Genomic DNA, 25295 nt, shown 5'->3' with positions numbered 1-25295 from the left:
CCTTCTCGAACATGCCGGGCCGCACCTCGGGTTCCTCCGGCGCAGCCCCCAGAATCGACTTCGACAGCTCGGCTCGCCCGACGCTCGGAGTCGAGTGGGAAGTCGCGCTCGTGGACCAGACGTCGCTCGACCTGGTCAATTCGGCTGCCGCCGTCATGGACGGCGTCACCGAACTGGCTGGGGCTCAGACGCCTCGGGTGACCAAGGAACTGCTGCGCAACACCGTCGAACTCGTCACGGGAGTGTGCGACAACGTCGGCGAAGCGATGGACGATCTCGGCGAATCGCTGGATCTCGTTCGGCGAGCAGCAGATCCGCTCGGTATCGATCTGATCTGCGCGGGCACGCATCCGTTCGCCGAATGGTCGACGCAGGTCCTCACGCGGTCCCCGAGCTACGACGAGCTGATCGCCCGCACCCAGTGGTGGGGTCGTCAGATGCTCATCTGGGGTGTGCACGTTCATGTCGGGATCTCGTCGCCCGACAAGGTCTTTCCGATCCTGAACTCGCTGCTTCTGCAGTATCCGCATCTGCTCGCGCTGTCCGCGTCGTCGCCGATCTGGGCGGGCAACGACACCGGCTACGCCAGCAACAGGGCGCTGATGTTCCAGCAGCTGCCGACCGCGGGGCTGCCGTTCCAGTTCGAGAACTGGGGGCAGTTCGAGGGCTTCGTCCGTGACCAGATGAAGACCGGCGTGATCGAACAGCTCGGTGGCATGCACTGGGACATTCGGCCCGCGCCGAAGTGGGGGACCATCGAGGTTCGCGTCTGCGACGGTGTCTCGACCAAACGCGAACTCGCGGCACTCGTCGCGCTGACACACTGCCTGATCGTCGATCTCGACGAGCGTCTCGAAGCGGGCGAAGAACTGCCGAGCATGCCGCCGTGGCACGTGCAGGAGAACAAGTGGCGTGCAGCGCGATACGGCCTCGACGCCGAGATCATTCTCGACGCCGACAGCAACGAACGGCTCGTCACCGACGATCTGAACGATCTTCTGGAAAAGCTCACGCCGACGGCCGTGCGGCTCGGGTGCGCCGACGAATTGGCGTCGGTCGCCGACATCCCGCGTCTGGGTGCGTCGTACCAGCGGCAACGACGCGTCGCGTCGGATGCGGGTGGGGATTTGAAGGCCGTCGTCGGCTCGCTGGTCACGGACCTGAAGGCCTGACTCCTTCGATGTAATCTCCCGTTCACGCACCGTTTACTATGAACGGCGTGCTGCGCGCGGACGAACGGACGTCGGGATCCTTACGTCCCTTCGGCATCGGTGTCGCCGTTGTCGCGTCGGCGCTCGCCGTGCTGCAGCTCGTCGCGTCGTGCTCTGGATTTCCCGGCCCGATGCCGAGCATCTGGAACGACTTCTTCGGTACTCCCAAATCGATGGCCGTGCCGTGGGGTGGGCTCGCCCTCGCGATGGTCGGTGTCGGTACGTCCGTGCGGATCTGGGCGCTGAGTGCAGCGGTGGCGATCGACCTGATCGGCGTCGCGATCCGGCTCGATGCCGGACTGCCGTTCGCGGTCGGCAACGGAGCCGTCATCGTGCTCGCATCACTCGCGGTCTACACGGCCAGTCGCCGCGATATCCGCGGACTGAAAGCCGCGTGTTTCGGCGGCCTGCTGATTCTCGCGACCAAGGCGGGCGACGCGTGGTTGCAGATCACCACGATCGTTCGGCCGTACGTTCTCGACGAATATGCCCAGCTCGCCGATCATGCGCTCGGCAACCCGTCGTGGATCGTCGGGAGCGCTCTCGCGCAGCTCGGGCCGGGCGTCTACGCGGTGCTGCACTGGGTCTACATTCAGCTTCCCGTTGCGGCGATCGCGATCGCGATCTACCAACTGCGCGGGCTGACCAGGGGCGAGGCGTGGCCGTCGCACTACTTGGTGCGGACGTTTCTGCTCATCGGACTCGTCGGACCCATCTTCTACGTTCTGTTCCCGGTGGTCGGACCGGTGTTCGCGTTCGGGCCCGACGGCGACGGCTTCCAACTCGGGAACTACTGGCCGAGTCTCGTGCCGTTCGACGCGACGCCGTCGGCGATCGGTTTCGACGGCGAGACGCCACGCAACTGCATGCCGAGTCTGCATACCGCGTGGGCTCTCGCGCTGTTCGTGCATTCCCGACGCGGCCCGTGGTGGCTGCGTGCAGGCGGAACCACATGGCTCGTGTGCACGCTCGCCGCGACGCTGGGTTTCGGTTACCACTACGGCGTCGACCTCGTGGCAGGCGTCGTGCTGTGCCTGACACTCGAATCGACGCTGCGTGACCCGGAACGCGGATGGGATCGGGCGCGGATCCGTCTCGTCGCGTTCGGGTCGACGATCATGGTCGCGTTGTTGCTGAGCTACCGGTACCTCGCCGTGCAGTTCGGGACGTTCCCCGAACTGTTCGGCCCGCTGACACTGGTGCTGATGGGAGCCGTCGTCGGCATGTTCTACGCGACGTTCTTCGCGACGCCGGGAACCGCGCTGGCCACGTGGGGCGGCCAGGCTAGTCCCGTCCGTCCGACTCCATCTCGTTGACGATCAGCAGCCCGTCACGTCCACGCTGTTCGCGGTAGGCGACGCGACCGACGACGTGTGCGATGACGGGGGCCGTCACGAGAGTGAAGATGCCGACCAGCACCAGCATCCAGATGTCGACGTTGCCGCGGAGTTCGATCACCGCGCCTGCCAGCACCAGCAGGAGGCCGACGACCTGAGGCTTGGTGGCGGCGTGCATGCGAGAGAGCGTGTCGGGGAATCGAACGATGCCGACCGCGGCGGTGAACGCGAGGATCGCGCCGAGGAGGATCAGGATCGCCGAGATCACTTCGAGAATCGTGTTCATTCGTCCCTCACCCTGAATCGTGCGACGCTGACGGACCCGATGAAGCTGACCAGCGACAATGCGACGATCGCGGGCACGATCGTCGTGTCCTTGCTGTAGACCGACCACACGGCCAGTCCGCACATGGACACCGCGAGGATGGTGTCCATGGCGACGAGGCGGTCGAGTGTGCTCGGCCCGTCGAGCAGCCGGTACGCCGTGACGACGGCGGCGGCGATCAGGAGGGCGCCGGCAATCGTGAGAACGATCGTCACTTCCACTTTCCCTTTCTCTCGTCGTCGGTCTTCTTGTCGTCTCGGCCTTCGTGATAGGTCGTCACGTCGTCGCCGAGAACGCCGTGGTAGCGCTCGTACTCCTGGAAGTGCAGTGGGCTCGGCTTCCAGTCGGAGTCACGTTCGAACGCCGCGATGAACAGCTTCTCGAGGTGGCGAACGTACGCGTAGAACGAGTCGACGGCCTTCTGACTACCCATGTCGAGCACGTGGACGTACAGCAGGCGCCGCGTCTGGTCGATCTCGAGAACCATCGTTCCCGGAACCAGGTTCATCGCGTCGACGAACAGCGTCAGCACCAGATCGGACTTGATCGCGATGCGGCACCGCAGCACGCCGGTGACCGGCGGTGCCTTCGGGCGAACCGCGAGCCAGGCGACGTTCACGCTGGATTCGGCGGCGTAGTAGAAGAACCAGGCCGTCAGCTTCACCAGCGACCACACGTGGATGCGACCCTCGACGGGGACCTTCGGCAACGGCAGCAACACCATGATGCCGATCCCGACGACGATTCCACCGAGGATGTTCGCGGGACTGACGTTGCCCCACAACAACACCCACACGGCCGTCAGCCACGCCAGAATCCACAGGCGGAGAAGGACGAAGCGATTCAGGAACTTCATTTGCCTGCCTCCATCGTCTTGTCTCCGACGAACTCCGCACCTCGGACCGCATCGATGTACACCGAGCGGTCACGCAGGTCCGCGGCAGCGCGGTCGCTGATGTCGATGATCCGGCCTGCGAACACCGTCAGCGCGAGGCCGACGATCACCAAACCGATCGTCGGAATGAGCATGAACGCGGGCATGCGGCCGACGTCCTCGCGGTCGGCGAGCTGGATGTCGCTCGAGTCGTCGAGCAGCGCCGACGGGCTGTTGTCCGCGAGGTCGCCCTCGGGCGCATCGGCGCGGGCACGCCAGAACGCCTTGGTCCACACACGAGCCATGACGTAGAGCGTCAGCAAGCTGGTGATGGTGCCGCCTGCGACGAGGATCCACGCCAACACGCTCGCCTGCGCGCTACCGGCCTGTAGCAGCGCGACCTTGCCGATGAAGCCCGAGAACGGCGGAATACCACCGAGATTGAGCGCGGGGATCAGGAAGATGATCGCGAGGACCGGGCTTGCCGCGGCCAGACCACCGAGGCGTCGTAGCGACGAGGACCCGGCCTGACGCTCGATCAAGCCGACGACCAGGAACAGCGTCGTCTGCACGATGATGTGGTGGGCGACGTAGTAGATCGCACCCGACAGCCCCGACTGCGTCGACAGGGCGACACCGAACACCATGTAACCGATGTGGCTGACGAGGGTGAAGGACAACAATCGCTTGATGTCGCTCTGCGCGATCGAGCCGAAGATACCGACGAGCATCGTCAACAGACCACACACCATCAGTACGCTGTCGAGACTTCCGTCCGGGAACAGCAGCGTGTGCGCTCGAATGATCGCGTAGACACCGACTTTGGTGAGCAAGCCGGCGAACACTGCGGTGACCGGCGCGGGCGCGGTGGGGTAGGAGTCCGGTAGCCACGTCGACAGCGGGAAGACTGCTGCCTTGATGCCGAACGCGACGAGCAACACCGCGAAGATCGCGGTCCTGGTGCCCGACGGGACGTCGTCCAGGCGCGTGGCGATGTGCGCGAGATTCAGCGTGCCGGTCGCGGCGTAGACGAGTGCGATGCCGAACAGGAAGATCAGCGACGACACCATCGACACCATGACGTACGAGACGCCTGCCCGGACACGGTCCGCGCTGGCACCGAGCGTCAGCAGCACGAACGATGCGGCGAGCAGAACCTCGAACCCGACGAACAGGTTGAACAGGTCGCCGGCGAGGAACGCGTTGCAGACACCAGCGCTCAGCGCCAGATACGTCGGAAGGAAGATCGAGACGGGCTGGTTCTCGTTGCCGTCGCGAATACCCTGACCGATCGAGTAGACCATGACCGCCAGCAGCACGATCGCGCTGACCAGCAGCATCAATGCAGAAAGCCGGTCGACGACGAGCGAGATGCCGATAGGGGAGTCCCAGCCGCCGACCTGTAGTGCGAACGTGCCGTCACGGTCGGCGAGGTAGAGCAACAGCGACGACACGACGACGACCGCGGTCAACGCGACGACGGTGATGAATCGTTGTGCTCTCGGCCGTCGACCTGCGACCAGCGTCAGGGCGGCAGCGAACAGTGGGATCAGGACGGGTAGCGGTGTGAGGGCGCTGATGGCGGTAGCGGGAATCGTCATTTCGCGCCTCCCTTCTTCCGCGTCTTCGTCTTGCCCTTGGGTGTGTCTTCCACTGCGCTGTCGATACCGTCGAGGCCTTTCAGATCGGGTTCGTCGTCGTCGTCGAAATCGCCTTCGTGCAGGTCCTCGTAGCACTCGAGGTCTTCGATGTTCTTCAGATCCTCGATGGGAATCGGGTTGCCTCGGCTGTCGAATGCGTCGCCGCTGAAGCTGGGCTCACCGGTGACCGGGTCGTCCGAGCGGTCGCGGTCGGGCATGTCCGCCATCGACCGACGCTTGGAGACCTTGGCATCCTCTGGGTCGTTCTCGACGTCGTCCTTCGTGTTGAGCGTGAAGGAGCGGTAGGCGAGCGCGAGGACGAACGCCGCGATACCCATCGTGATGACGATCGCGGTCAGAATCATGGCCTGCGCCAACGGATCTGCCATGGTGTCGTGGATGGACGTCGTCCGTCCGACGATCGGCGGGTTGCCCGACGGTCCTCCCACGGTCAGCAGCAGGATGTTGATCCCGTTGCCGAACAACAGAAGTCCGAGCAGCATCTTGGTGATCGAGCGTTCCAGAAGCAGATACACCCCCGTCGCGACGAGGATGCCGACGACTATCAGCATTCCGAGGTTCGCGGTCATCGGGCGTTCACCTGGCTCTGCATCTCCACCTGAGCGTCGAGACGTGCACCGAGACTTCGGAGTACGTCGAGTACGAGACCGACCACGATGAGGTACACACCGAGATCGAAGAACAACGCGGTGACCAACTTGATGTCACCGAGCACCGGCAACGTCACCTCGAGCGTCGCCGACGACAACGCAGGCGCACCGAGGAACATCGACGAGATGGCCGTGCCCGACGCGAGGATCAGACCGAGTCCCAGGATCTTGCCCGCGTCGATCGGTACTGCTTCGCCGAGTTCGTAGCGTCCGCCTGCGAGATAGCGCAGCACCAGTGCGAGGCCCGCGGTCAGACCGCCTGCGAATCCGCCTCCGGGAGCATTGTGTCCGGAGAAGAAGAAGTACACCGACAGCACCATGATCGTCGGGAAGATCAGACGTGTCGTGACCTCCAGGATCAGCGAGCGGTGACGCGGATCGATGAGGTCGCCGCCGAGCAGCCACGTCGTGTCGGTGCCGACTCCGCTGTCCGAGTCCGTGGCCGGGGCGTCGGACACGCGGGGTGCGCTGCCGAAGCGACGGTTGCGGAACACGAGACTTGCGACGCCGGTGGCCGCGACGAGCAGGACCGAGATCTCACCGAGGGTGTCCCACGCACGGATATCGACGAGGAGGACGTTGACGATGTTCTTGCCGTCGCCCAATAGGTAGGCGGCATCGGGCAATTGCAACGAAATCGGATCGGTGCTGCGGGCGTTCATCGCGAACGCACCCAGCACGGTGACCGTCGCACCGACCGCGATGGCAAGAGCCGCACGCGGCAGGCGCGATCCCGCCGAGCCTCGGTCGTCGACCTCGGCGGGCAGTTTGCGCAGCACGAGAACGAACACGACGAGCGTCAGTGTCTCGACGAGGAACTGCGTCAAGGCCAGATCCGGGGCGCCGTGGACGGCGAAGATGACGCCGCAGCCGTATCCCGTGAGTCCGACGAGGATGACGCTCGCGAGGCGGTTACGCATGACCGTCGCACCGAGGGCGCCGGAGATCATGATGACCGAGATGACGACCTGCATCGGGGTGTCGAAGAAGACGAAGTCGAGTTCCGGCTCACGTCCGATCGCGAGCAGTATCATCGGCAGCAGCACCAGCGTGAGCAGGATCGTTCCCTGCGTCAGGGGGAGCGAACCACGCTGCGTCGTACCGGTCAGTCGAAGCGACAGGGTGTCCATCGACTTGAGGACCGAGTCGTAGACGCGGTCGGCGTTGCCGAGCGGCGGGTGCTCGAACCTGAGGCGGTTCACCATGCGGTGTGCGATGAACAGGCTCACACCACCGACGACGACGATGGCCGTCAGGCCGAGCGGCAGGTTGAACCCGTGCCACAGCGACAAGTGGTACGAGGCCTGGCCGTACGCGTCGACCGTGCGAGCGAACGGGCTGACGAGGGTGTCGACGACGGGCGAGAAGATGCCCGAGACGAGTCCGAGCACCGCGAGGAACGCAGGCGCCGCCATGAACAGGGCCGTCGGCGCGTGCATGTTCTTGACCGCCGGGCTCGGGCGCTTGAGCTGCTTGCGCCCGAACGCGCCCCACACGAACCGGATGCTGTACGTCACGGTCAGGATGGATCCGACGACGAGTCCGGTGACCACCAGCGCGCTGACGGCCGGGTTCAGCACCGGGGTCCCGATGACGGCCGACAGTGCCGCTTCCTTGCCGACGAATCCGAGGAACGGCGGTAGGCCTGCCATGCTGGCGGCGGCCAGCGCGGCGATGACAGCGAGCCACGGCGCTTTCTTGCCGAGATGCGCGAGCTTGCGAATGTCACGCGTGCCGGTGGTGTGATCGATGATGCCGACGACCATGAACAGAGTCGCCTTGAACATCGCATGCGCGACGACCATCGTCAGGCCAGCCAGCATCGCCTTCTCGGTCCCGATGCCGACGAGGACCATCAGGAAGCCGAGCTGGCTGACGGTTCCGAACGCGAGGACCAATTTGAGGTCGAACGCGCGCAGCGCTCGCCACCCGGCCAGGATCATCGACAGCAGACCGAGCGAGATGACGGTGGCACGCCAGGGACCGGAATCGGCGAAACCGGGAGCCAAGCGCGCGACGAGGTAGATACCGGCCTTGACCATGGCCGCGGCGTGCAGATAACCACTGACGGGCGTCGGGGCAGCCATGGCACCGGGGAGCCAGAAGTGCATCGGGACGATCGCCGACTTCGACAACGCGCCGATCAGAATCAGGACGATCGCGACGCCGGGCAGCCATCCCGACGGGGCGTCGGCGATGACGTCGGACAGGTTGTAACTGCCCGCGACCTGGCCGAGGATGATGATGCCGACGAGCATCGCGAGGCCGCCTGCGGTGGTGACGAGCAGTGCCTGCGTCGCTGCGCGGCGTGACGACGCACGCTCGGCGTAGTGACCGACGAGCAGGAACGACAGGACCGTCGTGATTTCCCAGAACGTGTACAGCACCAGCATGTTGTCGCTGGTGATGAGGCCGAACATGGCTCCCGAGAACGCCACCATCTCGGCGGCGAAGATGCCGAGACGCGGCTCGTCGTCCTCGAAGTATCGGGCACAGTAGAGAAGGATCAGCGCGCCGATGCCGAGTACCAGCAGCGACATGATCGCGGCCAAGGAATCGAACCGCATGTCGACGTTCATCGACAAGCCGGGGGCCCATTCGATGCTCAGGAACTGTTCGGTGTTCCAGTTGGCGACGACCCAACCGAGGCTGACGAGCGGTACGAGCGCGAGGGGGAAGAAAGCGTTGCGACCCCACCAACGGACAAGAAGTGGAGCGAACACGGCAGCGACCGTGTGCGCAATCAAGATAGCGAGCAAAAAGGTACTCCGTCGTCTCGGGTCGCGTCACCTCGGCGGGTGACGCGGTGGTCGTGGGGCGGCGTCGAGTAGGCGAACAAAACGGAAAATATGCTCGCGAGCCGTTTGCTCGGCCGGCGAGTACAGGTTGACAACCATCCTACTTTGCGTGGTCGAAGCGCTGCCAAGCGGTGCAAAAGGACAGAAGTGTTGACGGCCCGGTCGATCGGATCTAACGTAATCAACGTACTGATTGATAAAGGAGTTAGTTGATAATGGGCGACGAGGCGGATCGGCTCGACGGGGCGTTCATGGCCCTGGCGGACCCGATCCGGCGTGCGATCGTCGCTCGGCTCAGCCGAGGCCCTCTGACGGTGAACGATCTCGCCGAACCGTTCGAGATCAGCAAGCAGGCCGTCTCCCGGCACATCCAGGTTCTCGAGAGTGCAGGTCTGGTGACGCGATCGCGGGACGCCCAGCGTCGCCCGGTGCATCTGGACTCGGCGCGCCTCGAGGAGATGACCGCCTGGATCGACAAGTACCGCATCATCCACGAACAGCAGTTCAGGAAGCTCGATGCACTGCTGGCAAGCGACAAGGACAAAGACAATGGTTAATCCCGTCAGCATCACCGTCCCGGAGGGTGTTCCCTTCATCTTCATCACCCGTGAGTTCGACGCGCCCGTCGAAGCCGTGTTCCGAGCCCACAAGGATCCCGAGCTCGTCAAGCAGTGGCTGGGGCCCAACGGGTACGACATGAAGATCGACACCTACGACTTCACGACCGGTGGGCGCTACCGCTACATCCACACCAATCCTGAGGGGTCGACGTTCGCGTTCAACGGCGTCTTCCATGTCGTCCGAGAGAACGAGTTCGTGATTCAGACGTTCGAGTACGAGGACTTCCCCGACGTCGTCAGCATCGAGTCGCTCAGGTTCGTCGACCTGGGTAACGGTCGCACCCGCCTCGAGGGCCGCAGTGTCTATCCCTCGATCGAGGCGCGCGACGGTATGGCCCAGAGCGGCATGGAGAAAGGCGTCACCGAGGGGTACGAGCGTCTCGACGCCATCATCGGGAAGGCGTGAAGACCATGGACTGGACTCTGGAGGTCGTCGTCGTACCCGTGTCCGATCTCGATCGGGCCATCGAGTTCTACCGTGACAAGGTCGGTTTCGACCTCGACCATCACACCGTGAACGAGCACATGACCGTCGCGCAGTTCACGCCGCGCGGATCGGGATGCTCGATCGTCATCGGGTCGCTGCCGTCGCAGCGCGAGATGACGCCGGGGTCCTTGAAGGGACTTCAGCTCGTCGTCGCCGACGCGCATGCCGCGCGTGAGGAGCTGCTGAGTCGCGGCGTCGACGCGAGCGAGATCACCGTGTTCGACGAACGCGACGGCGGCACTTTCTTCGGTTTCGCCGATCCGGACGGCAACGCCTGGGCGGTCCAGGAGCTGAAGGTACGGGCCGACAAGCCTCTGATCCCGCACGAGGCGCGCGGTAGGTTCGGTGCGTGAGTGTCTCGTTGATTCGTACCGCTGGGTTAGCGCATGTGAAGGACCGTCGGATGCTGCAGGCCCGCTCGGTCGGGAAGACGGCGTTCTACATGGCCGGCGGCAAGATCGATCCGGGTGAGACCCCCGAGCAGGCGCTGCATCGGGAGATCCGCGAGGAGCTGGATGCCGTCGTCGTCGATCCTCGTTTTCTCGGTGTCTTCGCGTGTGACGCATGGGGGCATCCGTCGGGGACGCCGCTCGAGATTCATTGTTTCGTCGCGGAGTTGGGGTCCGAGCCGGTGCCTACCAGCGAAATTGCGGAGATCGCCTACTTCACGCGCGACGAGTACGCGGCGATGCCGGACGTGGCTCCTGGGTCGTTGATGGTGTTCGACCGAATGCGTGCGCTCGATCTGATCGACTGAAGCAGGTACGGTTGTGGAGAACGCACGTTCTCCCATCGTTAGGAGCTTCAATGTCGAGCTTGTCCCAGAAGGCGACCACCCTCCTCGAACTCCACAAGCCGGGTGACCCGGTCGTGCTGCCCACGGTGTGGGATGCGTGGTCCGCGAAGCTCGCGGTCGACGCCGGCTTCGTGGCCCTGACCGTCGGAAGCCATCCGGTGTCCGATTCGATCGGTAAGCCGGACAACGAGGGAATCACGTTCGACGAGTTACTCGCTCGCATCTCGCAGATCACTGCGGCCGTCGACGCGCCGTTGTCCGTCGACATCGAGGCCGGCTACGGCGAGGACCCCAAGCGGCTGATCGACGGGCTGATCTCTGCAGGCGCCGTCGGCCTCAACATCGAGGACACCGTCCACAGCGAAGGTGGCCGTCTGCGTGAAGCGCAGGAGCACGCGGACTTCGTCGGGGCGCTGCGGAAGGCGTCGGATGCCACCGACGTGCATGTCGTCATCAACGCGCGCACGGACCTGTTCGTCAAGCAGATCGGTGACGAGAACGACCGCGTCGACCGCGCGATCGAGCGTCTGAAGCTCGCAGCGGCCGCCGGTGCCGACTCGCTGTACCCCGTCGGATTCCACAACGACGCCGACTACAAGCGCCTCGCCGAGGAACTCCCGCTGCCGATCAACGCCATCGCCAACCCGGCCGACGGCGACCTGTCGCACTTCGCGTCCCTCGGCGTCGGGCGTATCAGCTTCGGTCCGTTGTTCCAGGGTGCTCTGGCCGGTGAGGCGTCGAAGTTGCTGGCTCGTTGGAAGTAGGGCGCTCCGCGCCATGTGCACGAAAATACATAGCGGGTTATGTATTTTCGTGCACGTCAGCGCGCAGCGCTGTAAGCCTCCAGGTGCGCCACTTGCTCGGGATCGAGCGAGGGGCGCACCTGTTTGCGCGCCGTCTCGACGTCCTCCGCGGTGACGAACGCGGCATCCATCGACCGTCGCATGGCCGTCAGGGCGGCCTCCCTCAGGAGCGCGGAACAGTCTGCGGCCGAGTAGCCGTCGAGATCGGATGCAAGCAGATCGAGGTCGACGTCGTCGGCCAATGGAACGGACTTGCCCGACGCCCGCAGGATCTGCGCTCGCGCCTCCGCGTCGGGTGGCGGTACGAAGACCAGGCGTTCCAACCGGCCCGGGCGCAGCAGCGCCGGGTCGATCAGGTCCGGTCGGTTGGTCGCCCCGAGTACGACGACGTCTCGCAGTGGCTCGACTCCGTCCAACTCGGTCAGCAGAGCGGCCACGACGCGATCGCCGACGCCCGAGTCCGATGTCTGTCCGCGGCGGGGTGCGAGTGCGTCGACTTCGTCGAGGAAGATCAGCGACGGCGCCGAGTCGCGTGCGCGTTGAAACAGTTCGCGTACAGCCTTTTCCGACGAACCGACCCACTTGTCCATCAGCTCTGCGCCTTTGACCGCATGCACACTCAGTTGCCCGGAACTGGCGAGAGCGCGCACGAGGAACGTCTTGCCGCACCCCGGCGGACCGTACAGTAGAAGACCCCTCGGCGGCTCGATTCCCAAGCGCGAGAACGAGTCCGGATGTCGAAGGGGCCACAGAACAGCTTCGGTCAGTGCCTGCTTGGTCTCGACCATGTCTCCGACGTCGTCGAGGCTGATGCTCCCGATCGCCAATTCCTCTGCGCCGGAACGGGACAGGGGTCGAATGACGTCGAGCGCGCCCAGTAGATCGGATTGGGTGAGCTGGGGTTCGGTCTTCTCGGAACTTGCCCGCGACGCGGCTCGCAGGGCGGCTTCACGGACCAGTGCTGCCAGATCCGCGACGACGAATCCAGGTGTTCTCGACGCGATCTCGCCGAGAGAGAGTCCGTCGGTCGGCGCGGTGCGGAGCAGATGTTCGAGCAACGCTGCCCGGCCCGCGGCGTCGGGCAGCGACAACGTCAGTTCGCGGTCGCAGAGGTCCTGCGCGCGTAGTCGCGAATCGGTGTCCTCGGGATGAGCTGTCGTGGCGACGAACGCCAATCCCTGTGTGTCCACGGCACTTCGGAGCTTGTCGAGCACGAGCGTCGACGCAGGTTCCGTGGTTGCCGGAAGTAGCGCGTCGATGTCGGTGATCAACAGAACGCCCGAGCCGGCGAGACCGTCGATCGCCGAGGAGACCGCGTCGACTCGCGCCGACGCCTCCAACGCGCCGATGGACGGACCGTCGAGTTCGGCGACGCGTCGTCCCGCGAGAACCGCGCGTGCCAGCGTCGATTTCCCGACGCCCGCAGGGCCGGTGATCAGTACTCCGAGGTGCGCCGACGCCCCGAGACGCGCCAGAAGTTCCGACTCGTCGAGGGCCAGGCGAAGCCATTCGGACAACTTCGCCTGCTGAGCGGACACACCGACCAGCTCGGTCACAGGGACGGGGACGGGGGTCTCACGAGCTGGGGCTGTAGGCGCTTCTCCCCAGCTGACCGCGGTGTTGGGTTGCACGCTGACCGGTCCCGACGGCGACGTGCTCGACACTGTCAACAATTCGCTCGTCCACGTGAAACCGAACGTGCGCGAGAGGGCCTGCGTCGCCGCGGTCGTGCTCGTGCCGGGGCCGAGGTCGCGAGGGAGGAGCGAGACAGTGTCGCCGACCGTCACGACCTTGCCCAGCAGGGCTTGGCGCAAGGTGGCGTCGGAGATGGATCCCGAGGCGAGTGCCGAACCGCTGACCGTGATCGTCTTGGCGCCGTAGACCGTCACGGGTGCGACCGCGACGGAGCCGTCTTCCTTGATGCCTGCGTTGGACAGTGTGACGTCGTCGAGCAGGGCGGCTCCCGACGACGCGGAGTCCGGTGCACGTCCCGCCACCGCCGCAGTGCGACGCGACCCGATCACTGCGATGGCGTCCCATTCGCGGATGCCCAGAGCAGCGAGAACCTCGGGGTGCAGGCGAACGACGCCGCGTCGGGCATCGGCTGCCGAAGTGTTGAGCCGGGCCGTCAAGACCAACTCGGGCGTCGTCACTGAGGGCCTTTGGGGCGGCGCAGGCCGAGTCGGGCGGAGGATCGACCCGCGTTGCCGGGTGCGCGTCGAACTGCCCGGCGTTCGGCGCGGCGTTCGGCCGGCTTCGCGTCCCAGGCATACGGACGCGCGGCCACCCAGCGCTGCGAGCGAACGGCGAACGGAATGTGGACCAGGTAGACGAGCACCAGGACCATCAGCAGGACCAGCGGGTACGTGATCAATGCGGCAGCGGCGAGCGCGACGAGAATCAGCAGAGCCGCTGCCATACGCGGCGGCACGGACACGGTCTTGAGTGCCAGCGTCGGGATACGGCTGACCGCGAGACCCGCAGTGAACAGCGTCCAACCCACGACGACGTAGAACGACGCCCACCAGCCGTCGCCCCATTCCTGGAACGCTGCGATGGGTGTCAGGACGATCAGCGCGCCCGCGGGAGCAGGTACGCCGGTGAAGTATTCACGGGCGTAGGCGGGGGTGTTGTCGTCGTCGAGCAGGGTGTTGAAGCGCGCGAGGCGCAGGACCATCGCGACGGCGTAGACGAGGGCGATGATCCAGCCTGCGCTGCTGCCTTCGAGAAGTGTCACGTACAGCACGAGCGCGGGCGCCACTCCGAACGAGATGGCGTCGGCGAGCGAGTCGAGTTCGGCGCCGATCTTGCTCGTGGCGTCGAGCAGTCGGGCGATACGGCCGTCGAGCGCGTCGAGAATCGCGGCCGCACCGACCATGGCCATCGACACGCCGAGTTCCCCGTCGAGCGCGAATTTGACCGCGGACAACCCGGCGCACAAGGCGAGGATCGTCACGACCGAAGGGAGAAGCCGAACGGCAGCGGGTGGACGTGCTCGTCTGGTGATCATCGCACCGACTATCGGGGGAGTTCGGCTAGCACGGTCTCTGCCCCGACAGCGCGCTGGCCGCGTTCGACGAGCAACTCGGTGCCGGCGGGGAAGTACGTGTCGAGGCGCGATCCGAACCTGATGAGCCCGTACGTGTCGCCGATGGTGAGCGTGTCGCCGACCTTCGCGTTGTTGACGATGCGACGCGCGATCAGGCCGGCGATCTGCACCACGGCGACGTCGTGACCCGACGGCGTCCGGATGTGCATGCTGTTGCGTTCGTTGACCTCGCTGGCCTCGGCCAAGTCCGCGGACTTGAACTGGCCCCGGCGATGCACGACCTCGATGACCTCACCGCCCACCGGCACGCGCTGCACGTGCACGTCGAGTACCGACAGGAAGATGCTGACGCGGGGTACCGGCGTCGAACCCAGATCGAGCTCGGCGGGCGGGACGGCCGTGTCGACGAGCGTGACGAGGCCGTCGGCCGGGGCGACGACGACACCCGGACGGTTCGGCGGGACGCGGCTCGGATGCCGGAAGAAGGTGGCGCACGCACCCGCGGCGGTCAGGCCCGCGCGTCGGATCCACTTGTGCTTGCGGCCCAGTGCTGCGACCGCAAGGGGACCTGCGACGAACGGAAGACCTGCGGGATGCAGGGGCGGAACGGTCTCGCGAACGAGGTCGACGAAATGAGCTGCGCCGGTACGTGGAGGTTGACCGATCGGGGTGGGACGGCGTGCCACTTCGCTCCTTGGGGGATCTACGGCGTGCAGGGCCCGGCAAAACCACAGCTGCCGGGGCCTCACAGAGTACGTGAGATGCCCCGGCAGCTGTGGGTGCGTAGTGGGTCAGACCCTCGATCGGCCGGTGACGGCCTTGACGATGAAGAGCAGAATCACTGCGCCGAGCAGGCAGGTGAGGAAACTGAAGATCAGTCCTCCGCCGTTGACGTCGACGCCGAATATCTTGAGCAGCCAGCCGCCGATCAAGCCGCCGATGATGCCGACGACGATGTTCAACAGGATGCCCATCGAGGCGTCGGTCTTCATGATCTTGCTGCCGATCCAGCCTGCGAGTCCGCCGATGATGATCCAGCCGATGATTCCTAGACCAAGCATGTGGTGCCCCCTCTTTCTGTGCCGTTGCTATTGCTAGAGGGGACTGCCCAGATAGTTCACCGCGCAAACATCGCTACGGCCTTTCGCTCTCCGACTTGATCCGCTGAAGCGTCTTGTTCATGCCGTCGACGAGCTCGACGTCGAACTGCTCGATACCGCCGAGCACGTTCTTGACCAGGAACGTGGACACAGCGCTCGTGCCGGTCGGAGCTTCGCGCTTCTCGACGACGGTCGTGCCGCGCTCGGACGGGGTCAGCGTGTACGACCAGATGGTCCGGTTCTCGTTGACTCGGAAGGCAATCGACTTGTTCGGCTCGAAGTCGACGACCTTGGCTGTAGTAGGCCAGACGAGCGCGCCCTTGCGATTGACGTTCAGCGTGGTCGTGCCCTTGCGAACCTCGCCGCCGAACACCTTCATCAGCTTGCACTGAGGGCTCCACTCGCCCATGCGCTTCAGGTCCGAGACGATCGTCCACACCTTCTCCGGACTGGCGTCGACGTCGATGCTGGCTTCGAGGGTCTTGCTCACGCGTTCCTCCATCAGGGTTGGTGCGACCTATGGTTACACATACTTCGACCCTGCGTGGGCAGGATGCACCAGTCGTCCGCTGCTCATCAGGTTTTCCTGATGGCAACAGGACAGTGGGACGCCCTGCCCGCCCAGCTACATCCGCGCGTACCTGGCCAGGACGAATGCGTAGACCCCGTACAGCGCGATTCCGATGCCGGCGAGGACCAACAGGACCTGCCCGAAAGGCTGCGATCCGAGAGTCTTGACGGCACCGTCGACGCCTGTGGCCTTGCTGGGGTCCGAGGTGAAGACCGCGACGATGACCAACGCCCCGGCCCCGATCAGCGCGATTCCCTTGGCTGCGTACCCGGCGATCCCGAGACGTTCGACGGCTTTGCCGGTGTGGCCTTCGAGGTCGTCGAGGAAGTTCTTCGATATCCCCTTGTAGACGTGGTAGCCGCCGACTCCGATGATGACGAGCCCGACGACGATCAGTACGAACTTGCCGAAGCCGTTCTCCATCAAGCGTGCGGTCATCGACGCGTTCTGCTCCCCGCTGGATTTGCCGGTTCCCCGGGCGAAGCCGAACGTGGACCATGCGAACGCGATGTAGACGACCGCGAGCGAGGCGGCCTTCAGCCTGTCGAGAGCGCTGCCTTCGTCCGCGTCCGACTTCTTGCCGACGATGGCCTCGACGATCCGCCACAACGCGAGGGCGACGAACGCGACGACGGCGATCCACAGTGCAATGGATCCGCCCGGCTTGTCGGCGAGTTCCGCGAGCGCGCCGGATTGATCGGCGTTGCCGCCCTGCCCGAACGCGAGTCGGATCGCGATGTAGCCGATGAGTATGTGCAGCAGGCCGCTGACGAAGTGCCCTGTCCGCGCGGCCTTCTCGAAGACAGTGTTGTTCTGTACGCGTTCGGCCGCGTTGCTCGTGTTCACGTCTGGACCCCGTTCCATCGATGTGGCGCGAGGTGTACCCGAATCTGTGCGCTGTCGAAACACGCCCCGCGCGCCTACGGGCGTCTCGGTAACGCGAGGTGAAGACTGGTCGATACAACGAACGAGAAATTCAGGCCAATTCACATTTGTTCGGAGTGATCGATCGTGAACTTTCATTCGATCTTGCGTCGCGGCAGTGCCAAGGTGCCGCTGCTGGAGTCCGCGCGTTTGACCGGAAGTCCCCGTACGTGGCCGAGTGAGAAGCTGGAGCGATTGCTGACTCCGCGCGAGATCGACATGGTCAGGCGAGGGCTGGTGTAAGACCTCGGCGCAGACCTCCTCGGAACGGCATAATCGGTGAGTACTGAACCGGCTGTTCTGGAGGGTCATGAAGCCTGCAATTCTCAGCGTGGACGACGACCCGGGGGTATCCCGATCCGTCGCGCGCGACCTGCGCCGTCATTACGGCGAGAACTACCGCATCATCCGCGCCGAATCCGGTGCACAAGCGCTCGATGCGCTGAAGGAACTGAAGTTGCGCGGCCAGCCCGTCGCCGTGCTCCTCGCCGACTACCGCATGCCTCAGATGAACGGCATGGAGTTCCTCGAGCAAGCGATGGACCTCTACCCCTATGCGCGACGCGTCCTGCTCACGGCCTATGCCGACACGGACGCCGCGATCGAGGCGATCAACGTCATCGACCTCGACTACTACTTGCTCAAACCCTGGGACCCTCCCGAGGAAAAGCTCTATCCGGTGCTCGACGCGCAGCTGGAGGCGTGGGCGTCGTCCGATCACAGGCCCGTCGAGGAGACGAGGATCGTGGGCCATCGGTGGTCGGCGCGGTCGTCGGAGGTTCGCGAATTCCTGGCCCGTAACCAGCTGCCGTATCGCTGGTACATGGCCGACGAGCCCGAGGGCGCTCGGTTGCTCACGTCGGCGGGCGTCGACGACACGGTGTGTCCGGTGATCGTGACGTCGGACGGTACGGCGCTGTGCGCACCGACAGATGCGGAGCTCGGAGATCATCTGGGTTTGACGACGACGCCGTCGAACGAGTTCTACGACCTCGTCGTCATCGGCGGTGGACCAGCTGGATTGGGTGCTGCGTTGTACGGCGCCTCGGAAGGACTGCGTACGACGCTCATCGAGCGCACGGCGACGGGTGGTCAGGCCGGGCAGAGTTCGCGGATCGAGAACTACCTCGGATTCCCCGACGGTGTCTCGGGTGCTCAGCTCGCGGAGCGGGCGCGTCGGCAGGCGTTGAAGTTCGGCGCGGAGGTGGTGACGACGCAGGACGTCGTCGGACTGGAAGCCAACGGTGCTGCGCGGACGGTGCGTTTCGCGGACGGTCGGAGCATCGACGCGCAGACGGTGATCCTGTCGACGGGTGTCGCTTATCGGCAGTTGACGACTCCCGGCATCGAGAACTTCACCGGCCGCGGAGTGTTCTACGGCTCGGCGATGACCGAGGCAGCGGGGTGCAAGGAGCAGGACGTCTACATCGTCGGCGGCGCGAACTCTGCCGGTCAGGCTGCGGTGTACCTGGCACGCGGGGCCCGATCGGTGACGATTCTCATCAGGGCGCAGTCGCTCGAGGCGTCGATGTCCTACTACTTGATCAAGCAGATCGAGGAGAATCCTTCGATCACGGTCCGCGCGTGCACCGAGGTCGTCGGTGTCGGCGGCGACGGGCACCTGGAGTCGATCACGCTGCACAACCGCGTGACCGGCACGGAAGAGACCGTTCCCGCGCAGTACCTGTTCCTGTTCATCGGGGCGGCCCCACGCACGGACTGGCTCGACGGGTTCGTCGTGCGCGACGAGCACGGGTTCGTCGTCACCGGACCCGATCTGGTGATCGACGGTAAAGGCCCGAGTGGGTGGGATCGGGATCGGCTGCCCCACCATCTCGAAACCAGCGTGCCCGGTGTCTTCGCGGCCGGGGACGTGCGATCCGACTCGGCGAAACGCGTCGCGTCGGCGGTAGGAGAAGGAGCGATGGCCGTGATGCTCGTGCACAGATACCTGGCGAACCCATGAACCCGACGTGTTCTCCTCAGGAGCTGAAGACTCTCTTCCTCTTCGAGAAGCTGGACGACGACCAACTCGACAAGCTGTGTCGCGAAGGGCATGTCGAGATCATCGAGCCGGGTCCGGTGTTCACGGAGGGCGAGCCTGCGACGTGTTTCTACGTGCTCATCGAGGGTGCGCTCGTGCTGTCGAAACTGTCGAGCGGGGAAGACCTCGTCATCAGTCGCACGTCGCAGCGCGGTGTGTACGCCGGGGCATGGCAGGCGTACCTGCGAGAGCGTGTGCCGCAGACGTATCCGAGTTCGATGCGGGTGACCGAGACGTCTCGGTTCTTCGTGCTGGATGCGGACTGCTTCGCGGAAATCATCGAGGAATGGTTTCCGATGGCGCTGCACTTGCTGGAGGGGTTGTTCGTCGGGACGCTGAACACCAAGCAGATCATCGATCAGCGGGAACGGCTGCTGGCGCTCGGCTCGCTGTCGGCGGGGCTGACGCACGAGTTGAACAACCCTGCGGCCGCGGCTGTCCGCGCGACGTCGGCCCTGCGTGACCGCGTCGCGCACATGCGTCAGAAGCTGCGCATGATCGCCAACGGGTCGCTCGATCGTGGATCGTTGACGTCGCTCGTCGGGTTGCAGGAGGAAGCCGTCGAACTCGTCGCGAAGGCGCCCAAGCTGACACCGCTGGAGGCGTCGGACTTGGAGGACGAGCTGGGCGACTGGTTCGACGACCACGACATCGCGGGCGGGTGGGATCTCGCCCCGACCTTCGTGCAGGCCGGCCTCGACGTCGCGTGGCTCGAGAAAGTGGACTCGACCGTCGACGACCCGGCGATGCTCGAGGGCGCGATCCGGTGGCTGAACTACACCGTCGAGACCGAGCTCCTGATGAACGAGATAGCCGATTCGACGACGCGTGTCTCCACTCTCGTCGGTGCGGCCAAACAGTATTCGCAGATGGATCGGGCGCCGTACCAGACCGTCGACGTCCGAGAACTCCTCGACAGCACGCTGGTGATGTTGGGGCGCAAGATCGGTGACGTCGAGGTGGTCAAGGATTACGACGCCGCCGTGCCGCCGATCCCGGCGTATGCGGCTGAGCTCAACCAAGTCTGGACCAATCTGATCGACAACGCGGTGCAGGCCATGGACGGTGAAGGCGCGCTGACGGTGCGCACGCGTCGGGACCACGACCAGGTGCAGATCGAGATCTGTGATACCGGACCCGGTGTGCCCGACGATATTTCGTCGCGCATCTTCGAGCCGTTCTTCACCACAAAACCGGTGGGGGAGGGAACCGGCCTCGGACTGGACATCTCGTGGAGAATCATCGTCAAGAAACACCAGGGTGATCTGAGTGTTCGGTCCGTTCCAGGTGATACTCGATTCATCGTCAGGCTGCCGATACAGCCTGCGACACAGGAGGAACAATGAGCGAACCGATTCCGGGGATCGACACCGCGGTGGCCCCGTCCGGACCCGGGTGCGCCGAGTGTACGACGTCGGACGGCTGGTGGTTCCATCTGCGCCGGTGCGCGCAGTGCGGACACATCGGGTGCTGCGACTCGTCGCCGTCTCAGCATGCGAGCAAACATGCCGAAAGCACAGGCCACCAGTTCATTCGGAGTTTCGAACCGGGCGAGAACTGGTACTACAGCTACGCCGACGAAACGATGTACGACGGACCGGATCTTGCTCCGCCGCAACATCATCCACTCACTCAGTCGACGCCGGGCCCGGCGGATCTGGTGCCGGCCGACTGGCAGCGATACCTGAACTGATGAGCGAGAACAAGACCAAGCCGACGGATGTCGACGCAACGGAGTGGCTGCGAGCCGTCGAGCATCCTGTTCGCCGCGCGGACGGACTTACGTTGCACGACATGATGTCTCGGATCACCGGTGAGCCCGCGGTGATGTGGGGGCCGACGATGGTGGGATACGGCGAGTACCACTACAAGTACGACACCGGACGCGAAGGCGACGCTCTCGCCGTCGGATTCTCCCCGCGCAAGGCATCTCTTGCGCTGTACGGACTCACGTATGCACCCGAGTCGAAGGCGATGCTCGATGCGCTCGGCAAGCACAAGACCGGTGCCGGATGTCTGTACGTCAACAAGCTCGCCGACGTCGATATCGCCGTGCTGGAGAACATGATCGAGGTGTCCTTCCCGTACGTCGTGGGTACGCTCGGCACATGACGCTGATCGCGGAGGACCTGTTCCTGTTACTCGTCGACGACGAGACGGGTAAGCCGGTGGTCGACAGCACCAAGTTTCCGCGTGTACTCGCCGGAGCTGTCGTGCTCGAGCTGGCCATGAGTGGTTCCGTCAGGATCACGGCGAAGGGCGAGCCGGTCAAGACCGGACGGCTCGTCGTCGTCGGTCCTCCGCCGCCGGATCCGCTTCTCACTCGCGCGCATGCGCTGATCCACAACGACGACGGTCGGTTCAAGCCTCAGCGAGTGATCGAGAAGTTGCACCGAAATCTGAACAAGGAGATCGGCGAGCGGCTGGCACACCAAGGATTCGTGCGCCGTCACGAAGACAAGATTCTCGGGCTGTTCCCGACGACGGCCTGGCCGGCCCTCGACACCGCGCACTCGAACTCGCTTCGTCAGTGGATCGGCAGCGCGGTGGTGGACGGGACGACCCCCACTCCGCAGATCTCGGCGTTGATCTCACTCGTCTCGGCGATCGATGCCGTCCACAAGGTGCTGCCGGGCGTCGACAAGAAGTCGGCGAAGAAGCGTGCCAAGGAGATCGCCGAAGGTGAGTGGGCGAGTGAGGCTGTCCGCAAAGCCGTGCAGGACGTCAACGCTGCTGTCATGGCGGCAGTGATAGTTCCGGCCATCGCTGCGACCGGATCGTCGTAGTCGTGCCCCGTTCCCTTGCGATTCTGATGTTCGACGACGTCGAGGTGCTCGACGCGTGCGGCCCGTTCGAGGTGTTCTCGGTGGCCAACCGCATCACTGTGCGTGATGGCGGTGAGCCTGCGTTCGACGTCGTACTCGTGGGTGTCGACAGCGAACCCGTCCGTGCGCGGGGTGGAATGAGGATCGCCGTCGACACCACGATCGAGGACACGAGACGTTTCGACGTCGTGCTGGTTCCGGGAGGCGTCGTCGACGAGGTCCCACCCGGTGCCGTCGCGTGGATCGAGAACCAGTCGGCGTCGACGGAATTGACGGCGTCGGTGTGCACCGGCGCGTTCCTGTTGGCGGATGCCGGCGTGCTCGACGACCGGCCCGTGACGACGCACTGGGAGGACATCGAGGAGCTACGGCAGAAATGGCCGAATCTCGATGTGCGCGAGGATGTTCGGTTCCTGGACCACGGAGACGTCGCCACGTCGGCGGGAATCAGCGCGGGACTGGATCTGGCGCTTCACCTCGTCGGACGTCTCGTGAGTGCGGATGTCGCGAAACGTACTGCGCGGCAGATGCAGTACGAGTGGTCAGGCGGTAACTAGCCGGAGGACCAGTGCTGCGACGGCGACGAGCGCCAAGAATGCAGCAGGCCCGAATCCCTTGGTGTCGCCGACCCTGATATGCGCGACGACGGCACCGACGAAGTAGAGGATGACGCCGATCGCTGCGGCCACTCCGATGGGCCAGACGAACAGGCCGACGACAAGTCCGATCGCGCCGAGGATTTCGACGTAGGCGAGCAGCGGAATCTTGTCGGCCGGGACCTTGACCTGCTCCATGATGGGAATCACCGACGGATTCTTGGTCAGTTTCCCGATGGCGGAGAAGACGAGTGCGACTGTCAGGAAGATCGTGACGACGTACAGCGCAATGACCATGTTTTCGAACCCCGTCCCAGGAAGAAGCGTCGGCACACACGAACATCGAAGACACTAGACCGATTGCGCACGAATGGGGAACGAAAGGGCTCGACATGCGTCGAGCCCCAGCGATCTCGAGGTACGCCAGCACTGGAATCCTGTCGGCGGGCACCCCGACCTGTGCCATGGTGTCGACGACCGGCTGAGTGAACTCGGACACGCAGGTCTCGTGGAACGCAACGTCGACGAAGGTCCGCCGATCTCGGTCGAGTACCGGCTCACGTCGTCGGGCAAGGCTCTTCTGCCGGCTCTCAACGAGCTCACGATCTGGGCGGATGCCAACCTTTCATCTGGTGAATGCCCGCGGTAACGACGAAAGGCCCGGCAGATGCCGGGCCCTTCGTGCCGATCGGGTGCTACGAGTTCGACTGCGTCTGTCCCTCGTGGGAATCGGCGAACTCCTGAGTGTCGAACACTTCGCCGCCCAGCGGGTCGACGAGACCGTCGTCGCCGGAGTACTCCACCGCACCGGTCTCTGGATGGACCTCGAGGGACTCGGTGGACACCTCGTGCACGGCGAGAACGACGTGACCGTCCTCGACGGCCTGCGCGAGTCCGACCTGCGACGGCCCCAGACCTGAGAACGTCGACGAAATTCCAGCCCCGCGTTTACGTTTCGGAGACGTTCCGTGTCCCGGACCGTCGCCGTTCTCGGACGACGTGGGTGTCGCGGTGACGCGCACGTAGCGAGGTGTGGTGGCGACGTCGTACCGGAATGCCTTGAGCATCGAAATGCATGCCAGCACAAGGATTATCGAGAACGGTACCGCCGTCGCGATCGACATCGTCTGCAGTGCCGTGAGAGACCCTGCCCCGCCGACGAGCAGCAGAACCGTCGCCGCGGTGCCTTCGAGAAGCGACCAGTACACGCGGGTGATCTTCGGCGGCTCCAGATCGCCACCGGTGGACAGGATGTCGATGACGAGCGATCCCGAGTCCGACGACGTCACGAAGAAGAACACGATGACGAAGATCGCGAGCACGCTGCTGATCGTCGCCAGCGGCAAGCCGTCGAGCAGCTGGAAGAGTGAGGTGTTGGTGTTCACGGCACCGTCGACGAGCATGTCGTTCTGCTCGATCTGACGCAGGATTCCGGCGTCGCCGAAGATCGTGAACCACAGCGAGCCGATGATCGTGGGGGCGAGAAGGACACCGAAGACGAACTCGCGGATGGTGCGACCACGCGAGATGCGCGCGATGAACATGCCGACGAACGGTGCCCAGCTCATCCACCATCCCCAGTAGAAGATGGTCCATGCGCCGGCCCAGCCGTCCTCAGCGAACGGGGACGTGCGGAGCATGAGCTCGGGCATCGCCTGGATGTAGCCGCCGAGGTTCTGGACCCAGGACTGCATGAGGAACAGCGTCGGGCCTGCGATGAGAACGAACACGGCGAGGCCTGCGGCCAGCGCCATGTTGATGTTCGACAGCCACTTCAAACCGCGCTTGACGCCGGAGACGACCGAGTACGTCGCGATGCCGGTGATGCCTGCGATCAGCAGGACCGTGACCCAGTTGCTGGACTCGATCCAACCGAGGTACTCCAGTCCGGCCGAGATCTGCTGGACACCGAAACCGAGCGACGTCGCGACGCCGAACAGTGTGCCGATGATGGCAACGGCGTCGATCGCGTGTCCGATGCCGCCTTCGACGCGCTGACGTCCGAGCAGTGGCTCGAGCAACCAGCGGACCGACAGCGGGCGACCCTTGCGGTAGGTCATGTAGGCGAGTCCGAGGCCGACGACGACGTAGATCGCCCACGCGTGCAGTCCCCAGTGGAACAGCGTCAGCTCCATTGCCTGGTTGGCAGCGGCGTCCGTCGATCCGGGGATGCCACCGGCCTCCGGCGGCGTCACGTAGTGCGACAACGGCTCGGCGACGCCGTAGAACACCAGGCCGATGCCCATACCCGCGCTGAACAGCATCGCGAACCAGGACAGGACACCGAACTCGGGCTTCTCGTCGTCACGTCCCAGACGGATGTTGCCGACGCGGCTGACGCCGCAGTACACGGCGAAGACGACGAATCCCGTCGTGGCCAGGATGTACCACCAGCCGACGCCGTCGGTGATCGCCGAGTTGAGGGTGGCGAACGCGTCGGCAGCGGTGCTCGAGTAGATGACCGCGAACGCGATCATGACGAAGATGACGATCGACGCGGGGATGAAGACGGGCTTTCGAAGCCCGTCCCACGCTTCCTTCACTGGGTTGGGCTTCTTGTCGAGATTCACTGAATCGTCCGTCCTCACAATTTCGTATCCGAAATGTGGACGGCGGCCGATGCG

At 64.7% G+C, this 25295-nt stretch carries 29 protein-coding genes; 15 read left to right on the top strand and 14 right to left on the bottom strand.

What is annotated here, in order from left to right; genetic code table 11:
- Positions 1–11: 11 nt before the first annotated feature.
- Entirely contained in the window at positions 12–1172 is a 1161-nt protein-coding gene (locus CHB96_RS08110) for a glutamate--cysteine ligase (RefSeq protein WP_089244920.1), read from the top strand.
- 38 nt (positions 1173–1210) lie between these two features.
- On the top strand, positions 1211–2527 hold the full coding sequence (locus CHB96_RS08105; protein ID WP_089244918.1) for a phosphatase PAP2 family protein: 1317 nt from the start codon (positions 1211–1213) through the stop codon (positions 2525–2527).
- On the opposite strand, the gene mnhG is transcribed toward CHB96_RS08105, so the two are convergent.
- The 6 genes from mnhG to CHB96_RS08075 are packed head-to-tail and all read right to left on the bottom strand — an operon-like array spanning position 2496 to position 8817.
- Positions 2496–2834 carry a monovalent cation/H(+) antiporter subunit G gene (gene mnhG / locus CHB96_RS08100; protein WP_089244916.1) on the bottom strand — a complete coding sequence of 113 codons (339 nt, stop codon included), beginning with the start codon at positions 2832–2834 and terminating at the stop codon, positions 2496–2498. The genes CHB96_RS08105 and mnhG overlap by 32 nt on opposite strands.
- The gene (locus CHB96_RS08095; protein WP_089245431.1) at positions 2831–3088 is read right to left on the bottom strand and encodes a monovalent cation/H+ antiporter complex subunit F; all 258 of its coding nucleotides are present in this window, start codon (positions 3086–3088) and stop codon (positions 2831–2833) included. The genes mnhG and CHB96_RS08095 overlap by 4 nt, the downstream gene beginning before the upstream one ends.
- On the bottom strand, positions 3085–3720 hold the full coding sequence (locus tag CHB96_RS08090) for a Na+/H+ antiporter subunit E (RefSeq protein ID WP_245865403.1): 636 nt from the start codon (positions 3718–3720) through the stop codon (positions 3085–3087). The genes CHB96_RS08095 and CHB96_RS08090 overlap by 4 nt, the downstream gene beginning before the upstream one ends.
- Positions 3721–3725: 5 nt before the next feature.
- Positions 3726–5348 carry a Na+/H+ antiporter subunit D gene (locus CHB96_RS08085; RefSeq protein WP_089244912.1) on the bottom strand — a complete coding sequence of 541 codons (1623 nt, stop codon included), beginning with the start codon at positions 5346–5348 and terminating at the stop codon, positions 3726–3728.
- Positions 5345–5977 carry a Na(+)/H(+) antiporter subunit C gene (locus CHB96_RS08080; RefSeq protein ID WP_089244910.1) on the bottom strand — a complete coding sequence of 211 codons (633 nt, stop codon included), beginning with the start codon at positions 5975–5977 and terminating at the stop codon, positions 5345–5347. The genes CHB96_RS08085 and CHB96_RS08080 overlap by 4 nt, the downstream gene beginning before the upstream one ends.
- Positions 5974–8817 (bottom strand): Na+/H+ antiporter subunit A, encoded by a 2844-nt coding sequence (locus CHB96_RS08075; protein WP_176444200.1) that lies wholly within the window; start codon positions 8815–8817, stop codon positions 5974–5976. Before CHB96_RS08075 ends, CHB96_RS08080 begins: the two co-directional genes overlap by 4 nt.
- Positions 8818–9071: 254 nt before the next feature.
- Between CHB96_RS08075 and CHB96_RS08070 the strand changes: the two genes are divergently transcribed.
- The 5 genes from CHB96_RS08070 to CHB96_RS08050 are packed head-to-tail and all read left to right on the top strand — an operon-like array spanning position 9072 to position 11523.
- On the top strand, positions 9072–9413 hold the full coding sequence (locus CHB96_RS08070; protein WP_089244908.1) for an ArsR/SmtB family transcription factor: 342 nt from the start codon (positions 9072–9074) through the stop codon (positions 9411–9413).
- Positions 9406–9882, top strand: coding sequence for an SRPBCC family protein (locus CHB96_RS08065; protein WP_089244906.1), 477 nt, complete (start codon positions 9406–9408; stop codon positions 9880–9882). Before CHB96_RS08070 ends, CHB96_RS08065 begins: the two co-directional genes overlap by 8 nt.
- A 5-nt stretch (positions 9883–9887) precedes the next feature.
- On the top strand, positions 9888–10316 hold the full coding sequence (locus CHB96_RS08060) for a VOC family protein (protein ID WP_089245427.1): 429 nt from the start codon (positions 9888–9890) through the stop codon (positions 10314–10316).
- A 50-nt stretch (positions 10317–10366) separates the two neighbouring features.
- Positions 10367–10720, top strand: coding sequence for an NUDIX hydrolase (locus CHB96_RS08055; protein WP_089244904.1), 354 nt, complete (start codon positions 10367–10369; stop codon positions 10718–10720).
- A 50-nt stretch (positions 10721–10770) separates the two neighbouring features.
- Entirely contained in the window at positions 10771–11523 is a 753-nt protein-coding gene (locus CHB96_RS08050; RefSeq protein WP_089244902.1) for an isocitrate lyase/PEP mutase family protein, read from the top strand.
- A gap of 56 nt (positions 11524–11579) precedes the next feature.
- Here the strand turns inward: CHB96_RS08050 and CHB96_RS08045 are convergent, their stop codons facing one another.
- The 6 genes from CHB96_RS08045 to CHB96_RS08020 all read right to left on the bottom strand — a co-directional run bounded on the left by CHB96_RS08045 (position 11580) and on the right by CHB96_RS08020 (position 17146).
- Complete coding sequence (locus CHB96_RS08045) at positions 11580–13715, bottom strand: AAA family ATPase (protein ID WP_089244900.1); 2136 nt, start codon at positions 13713–13715, stop codon at positions 11580–11582.
- Complete coding sequence (gene pssA / locus CHB96_RS08040) at positions 13712–14572, bottom strand: CDP-diacylglycerol--serine O-phosphatidyltransferase (protein WP_089244898.1); 861 nt, start codon at positions 14570–14572, stop codon at positions 13712–13714. The genes CHB96_RS08045 and pssA overlap by 4 nt, the downstream gene beginning before the upstream one ends.
- Before the next feature lie 8 nt (positions 14573–14580).
- Positions 14581–15297: a phosphatidylserine decarboxylase gene (locus tag CHB96_RS08035; RefSeq protein WP_089244896.1), complete on the bottom strand. Its 717-nt coding sequence runs from the start codon at positions 15295–15297 to the stop codon at positions 14581–14583.
- 105 nt (positions 15298–15402) lie between these two features.
- Positions 15403–15672, bottom strand: coding sequence for a GlsB/YeaQ/YmgE family stress response membrane protein (locus CHB96_RS08030; protein WP_089244894.1), 270 nt, complete (start codon positions 15670–15672; stop codon positions 15403–15405).
- A gap of 73 nt (positions 15673–15745) precedes the next feature.
- On the bottom strand, positions 15746–16201 hold the full coding sequence (locus CHB96_RS08025; RefSeq protein WP_089245425.1) for an SRPBCC family protein: 456 nt from the start codon (positions 16199–16201) through the stop codon (positions 15746–15748).
- A 135-nt stretch (positions 16202–16336) separates the two neighbouring features.
- The gene (locus CHB96_RS08020) at positions 16337–17146 is read right to left on the bottom strand and encodes a DUF1206 domain-containing protein (protein WP_176444199.1); all 810 of its coding nucleotides are present in this window, start codon (positions 17144–17146) and stop codon (positions 16337–16339) included.
- A 147-nt stretch (positions 17147–17293) separates the two neighbouring features.
- Between CHB96_RS08020 and CHB96_RS29620 the strand changes: the two genes are divergently transcribed.
- From CHB96_RS29620 to CHB96_RS07990, 7 genes are all read left to right on the top strand, one after another.
- Positions 17294–17449 carry a hypothetical protein gene (locus tag CHB96_RS29620; protein WP_176444195.1) on the top strand — a complete coding sequence of 52 codons (156 nt, stop codon included), beginning with the start codon at positions 17294–17296 and terminating at the stop codon, positions 17447–17449.
- Between the two features lie 67 nt (positions 17450–17516).
- Complete coding sequence (locus tag CHB96_RS08015; RefSeq protein WP_089244890.1) at positions 17517–19172, top strand: NAD(P)/FAD-dependent oxidoreductase; 1656 nt, start codon at positions 17517–17519, stop codon at positions 19170–19172.
- The gene (locus tag CHB96_RS08010) at positions 19169–20596 is read left to right on the top strand and encodes an ATP-binding protein (protein ID WP_089244888.1); all 1428 of its coding nucleotides are present in this window, start codon (positions 19169–19171) and stop codon (positions 20594–20596) included. Before CHB96_RS08015 ends, CHB96_RS08010 begins: the two co-directional genes overlap by 4 nt.
- Positions 20593–20943 carry a UBP-type zinc finger domain-containing protein gene (locus CHB96_RS08005; protein WP_089244886.1) on the top strand — a complete coding sequence of 117 codons (351 nt, stop codon included), beginning with the start codon at positions 20593–20595 and terminating at the stop codon, positions 20941–20943. The genes CHB96_RS08010 and CHB96_RS08005 overlap by 4 nt, the downstream gene beginning before the upstream one ends.
- Positions 20943–21362 carry a DUF1801 domain-containing protein gene (locus CHB96_RS08000; protein WP_089244884.1) on the top strand — a complete coding sequence of 140 codons (420 nt, stop codon included), beginning with the start codon at positions 20943–20945 and terminating at the stop codon, positions 21360–21362. Before CHB96_RS08005 ends, CHB96_RS08000 begins: the two co-directional genes overlap by 1 nt.
- Positions 21359–22036: a GOLPH3/VPS74 family protein gene (locus tag CHB96_RS07995; RefSeq protein ID WP_089244882.1), complete on the top strand. Its 678-nt coding sequence runs from the start codon at positions 21359–21361 to the stop codon at positions 22034–22036. Before CHB96_RS08000 ends, CHB96_RS07995 begins: the two co-directional genes overlap by 4 nt.
- Before the next feature lie 2 nt (positions 22037–22038).
- Positions 22039–22632, top strand: a complete 594-nt coding sequence (locus CHB96_RS07990) for a DJ-1/PfpI family protein (RefSeq protein ID WP_089244880.1) — start codon at positions 22039–22041, stop codon at positions 22630–22632.
- Here the strand turns inward: CHB96_RS07990 and CHB96_RS07985 are convergent.
- Complete coding sequence (locus CHB96_RS07985; RefSeq protein ID WP_089244878.1) at positions 22618–22968, bottom strand: DoxX family protein; 351 nt, start codon at positions 22966–22968, stop codon at positions 22618–22620. The two genes, CHB96_RS07990 and CHB96_RS07985, sit on opposite strands and share 15 nt — an antisense overlap.
- Before the next feature lie 73 nt (positions 22969–23041).
- On the opposite strand from CHB96_RS07985, the gene CHB96_RS07980 reads away from it, so the two are divergent.
- Positions 23042–23320 (top strand): winged helix-turn-helix transcriptional regulator, encoded by a 279-nt coding sequence (locus tag CHB96_RS07980; RefSeq protein ID WP_089244876.1) that lies wholly within the window; start codon positions 23042–23044, stop codon positions 23318–23320.
- A gap of 46 nt (positions 23321–23366) precedes the next feature.
- On the opposite strand, the gene CHB96_RS07975 is transcribed toward CHB96_RS07980, so the two are convergent.
- Positions 23367–25241 carry a BCCT family transporter gene (locus CHB96_RS07975; RefSeq protein ID WP_089244874.1) on the bottom strand — a complete coding sequence of 625 codons (1875 nt, stop codon included), beginning with the start codon at positions 25239–25241 and terminating at the stop codon, positions 23367–23369.
- Between the last annotated feature and the right edge of the window lie 54 nt (positions 25242–25295).

Origin of the sequence: Rhodococcoides kyotonense (assembly GCF_900188125.1) — a bacterium.
In the GTDB taxonomy this organism is placed as follows: Bacteria; Actinomycetota; Actinomycetes; order Mycobacteriales; family Mycobacteriaceae; genus Rhodococcoides; species Rhodococcoides kyotonense.
The sequence above is the reverse complement of the archived record's forward strand: the minus strand, read 5'-3'. Positions and strand labels throughout refer to the sequence as shown.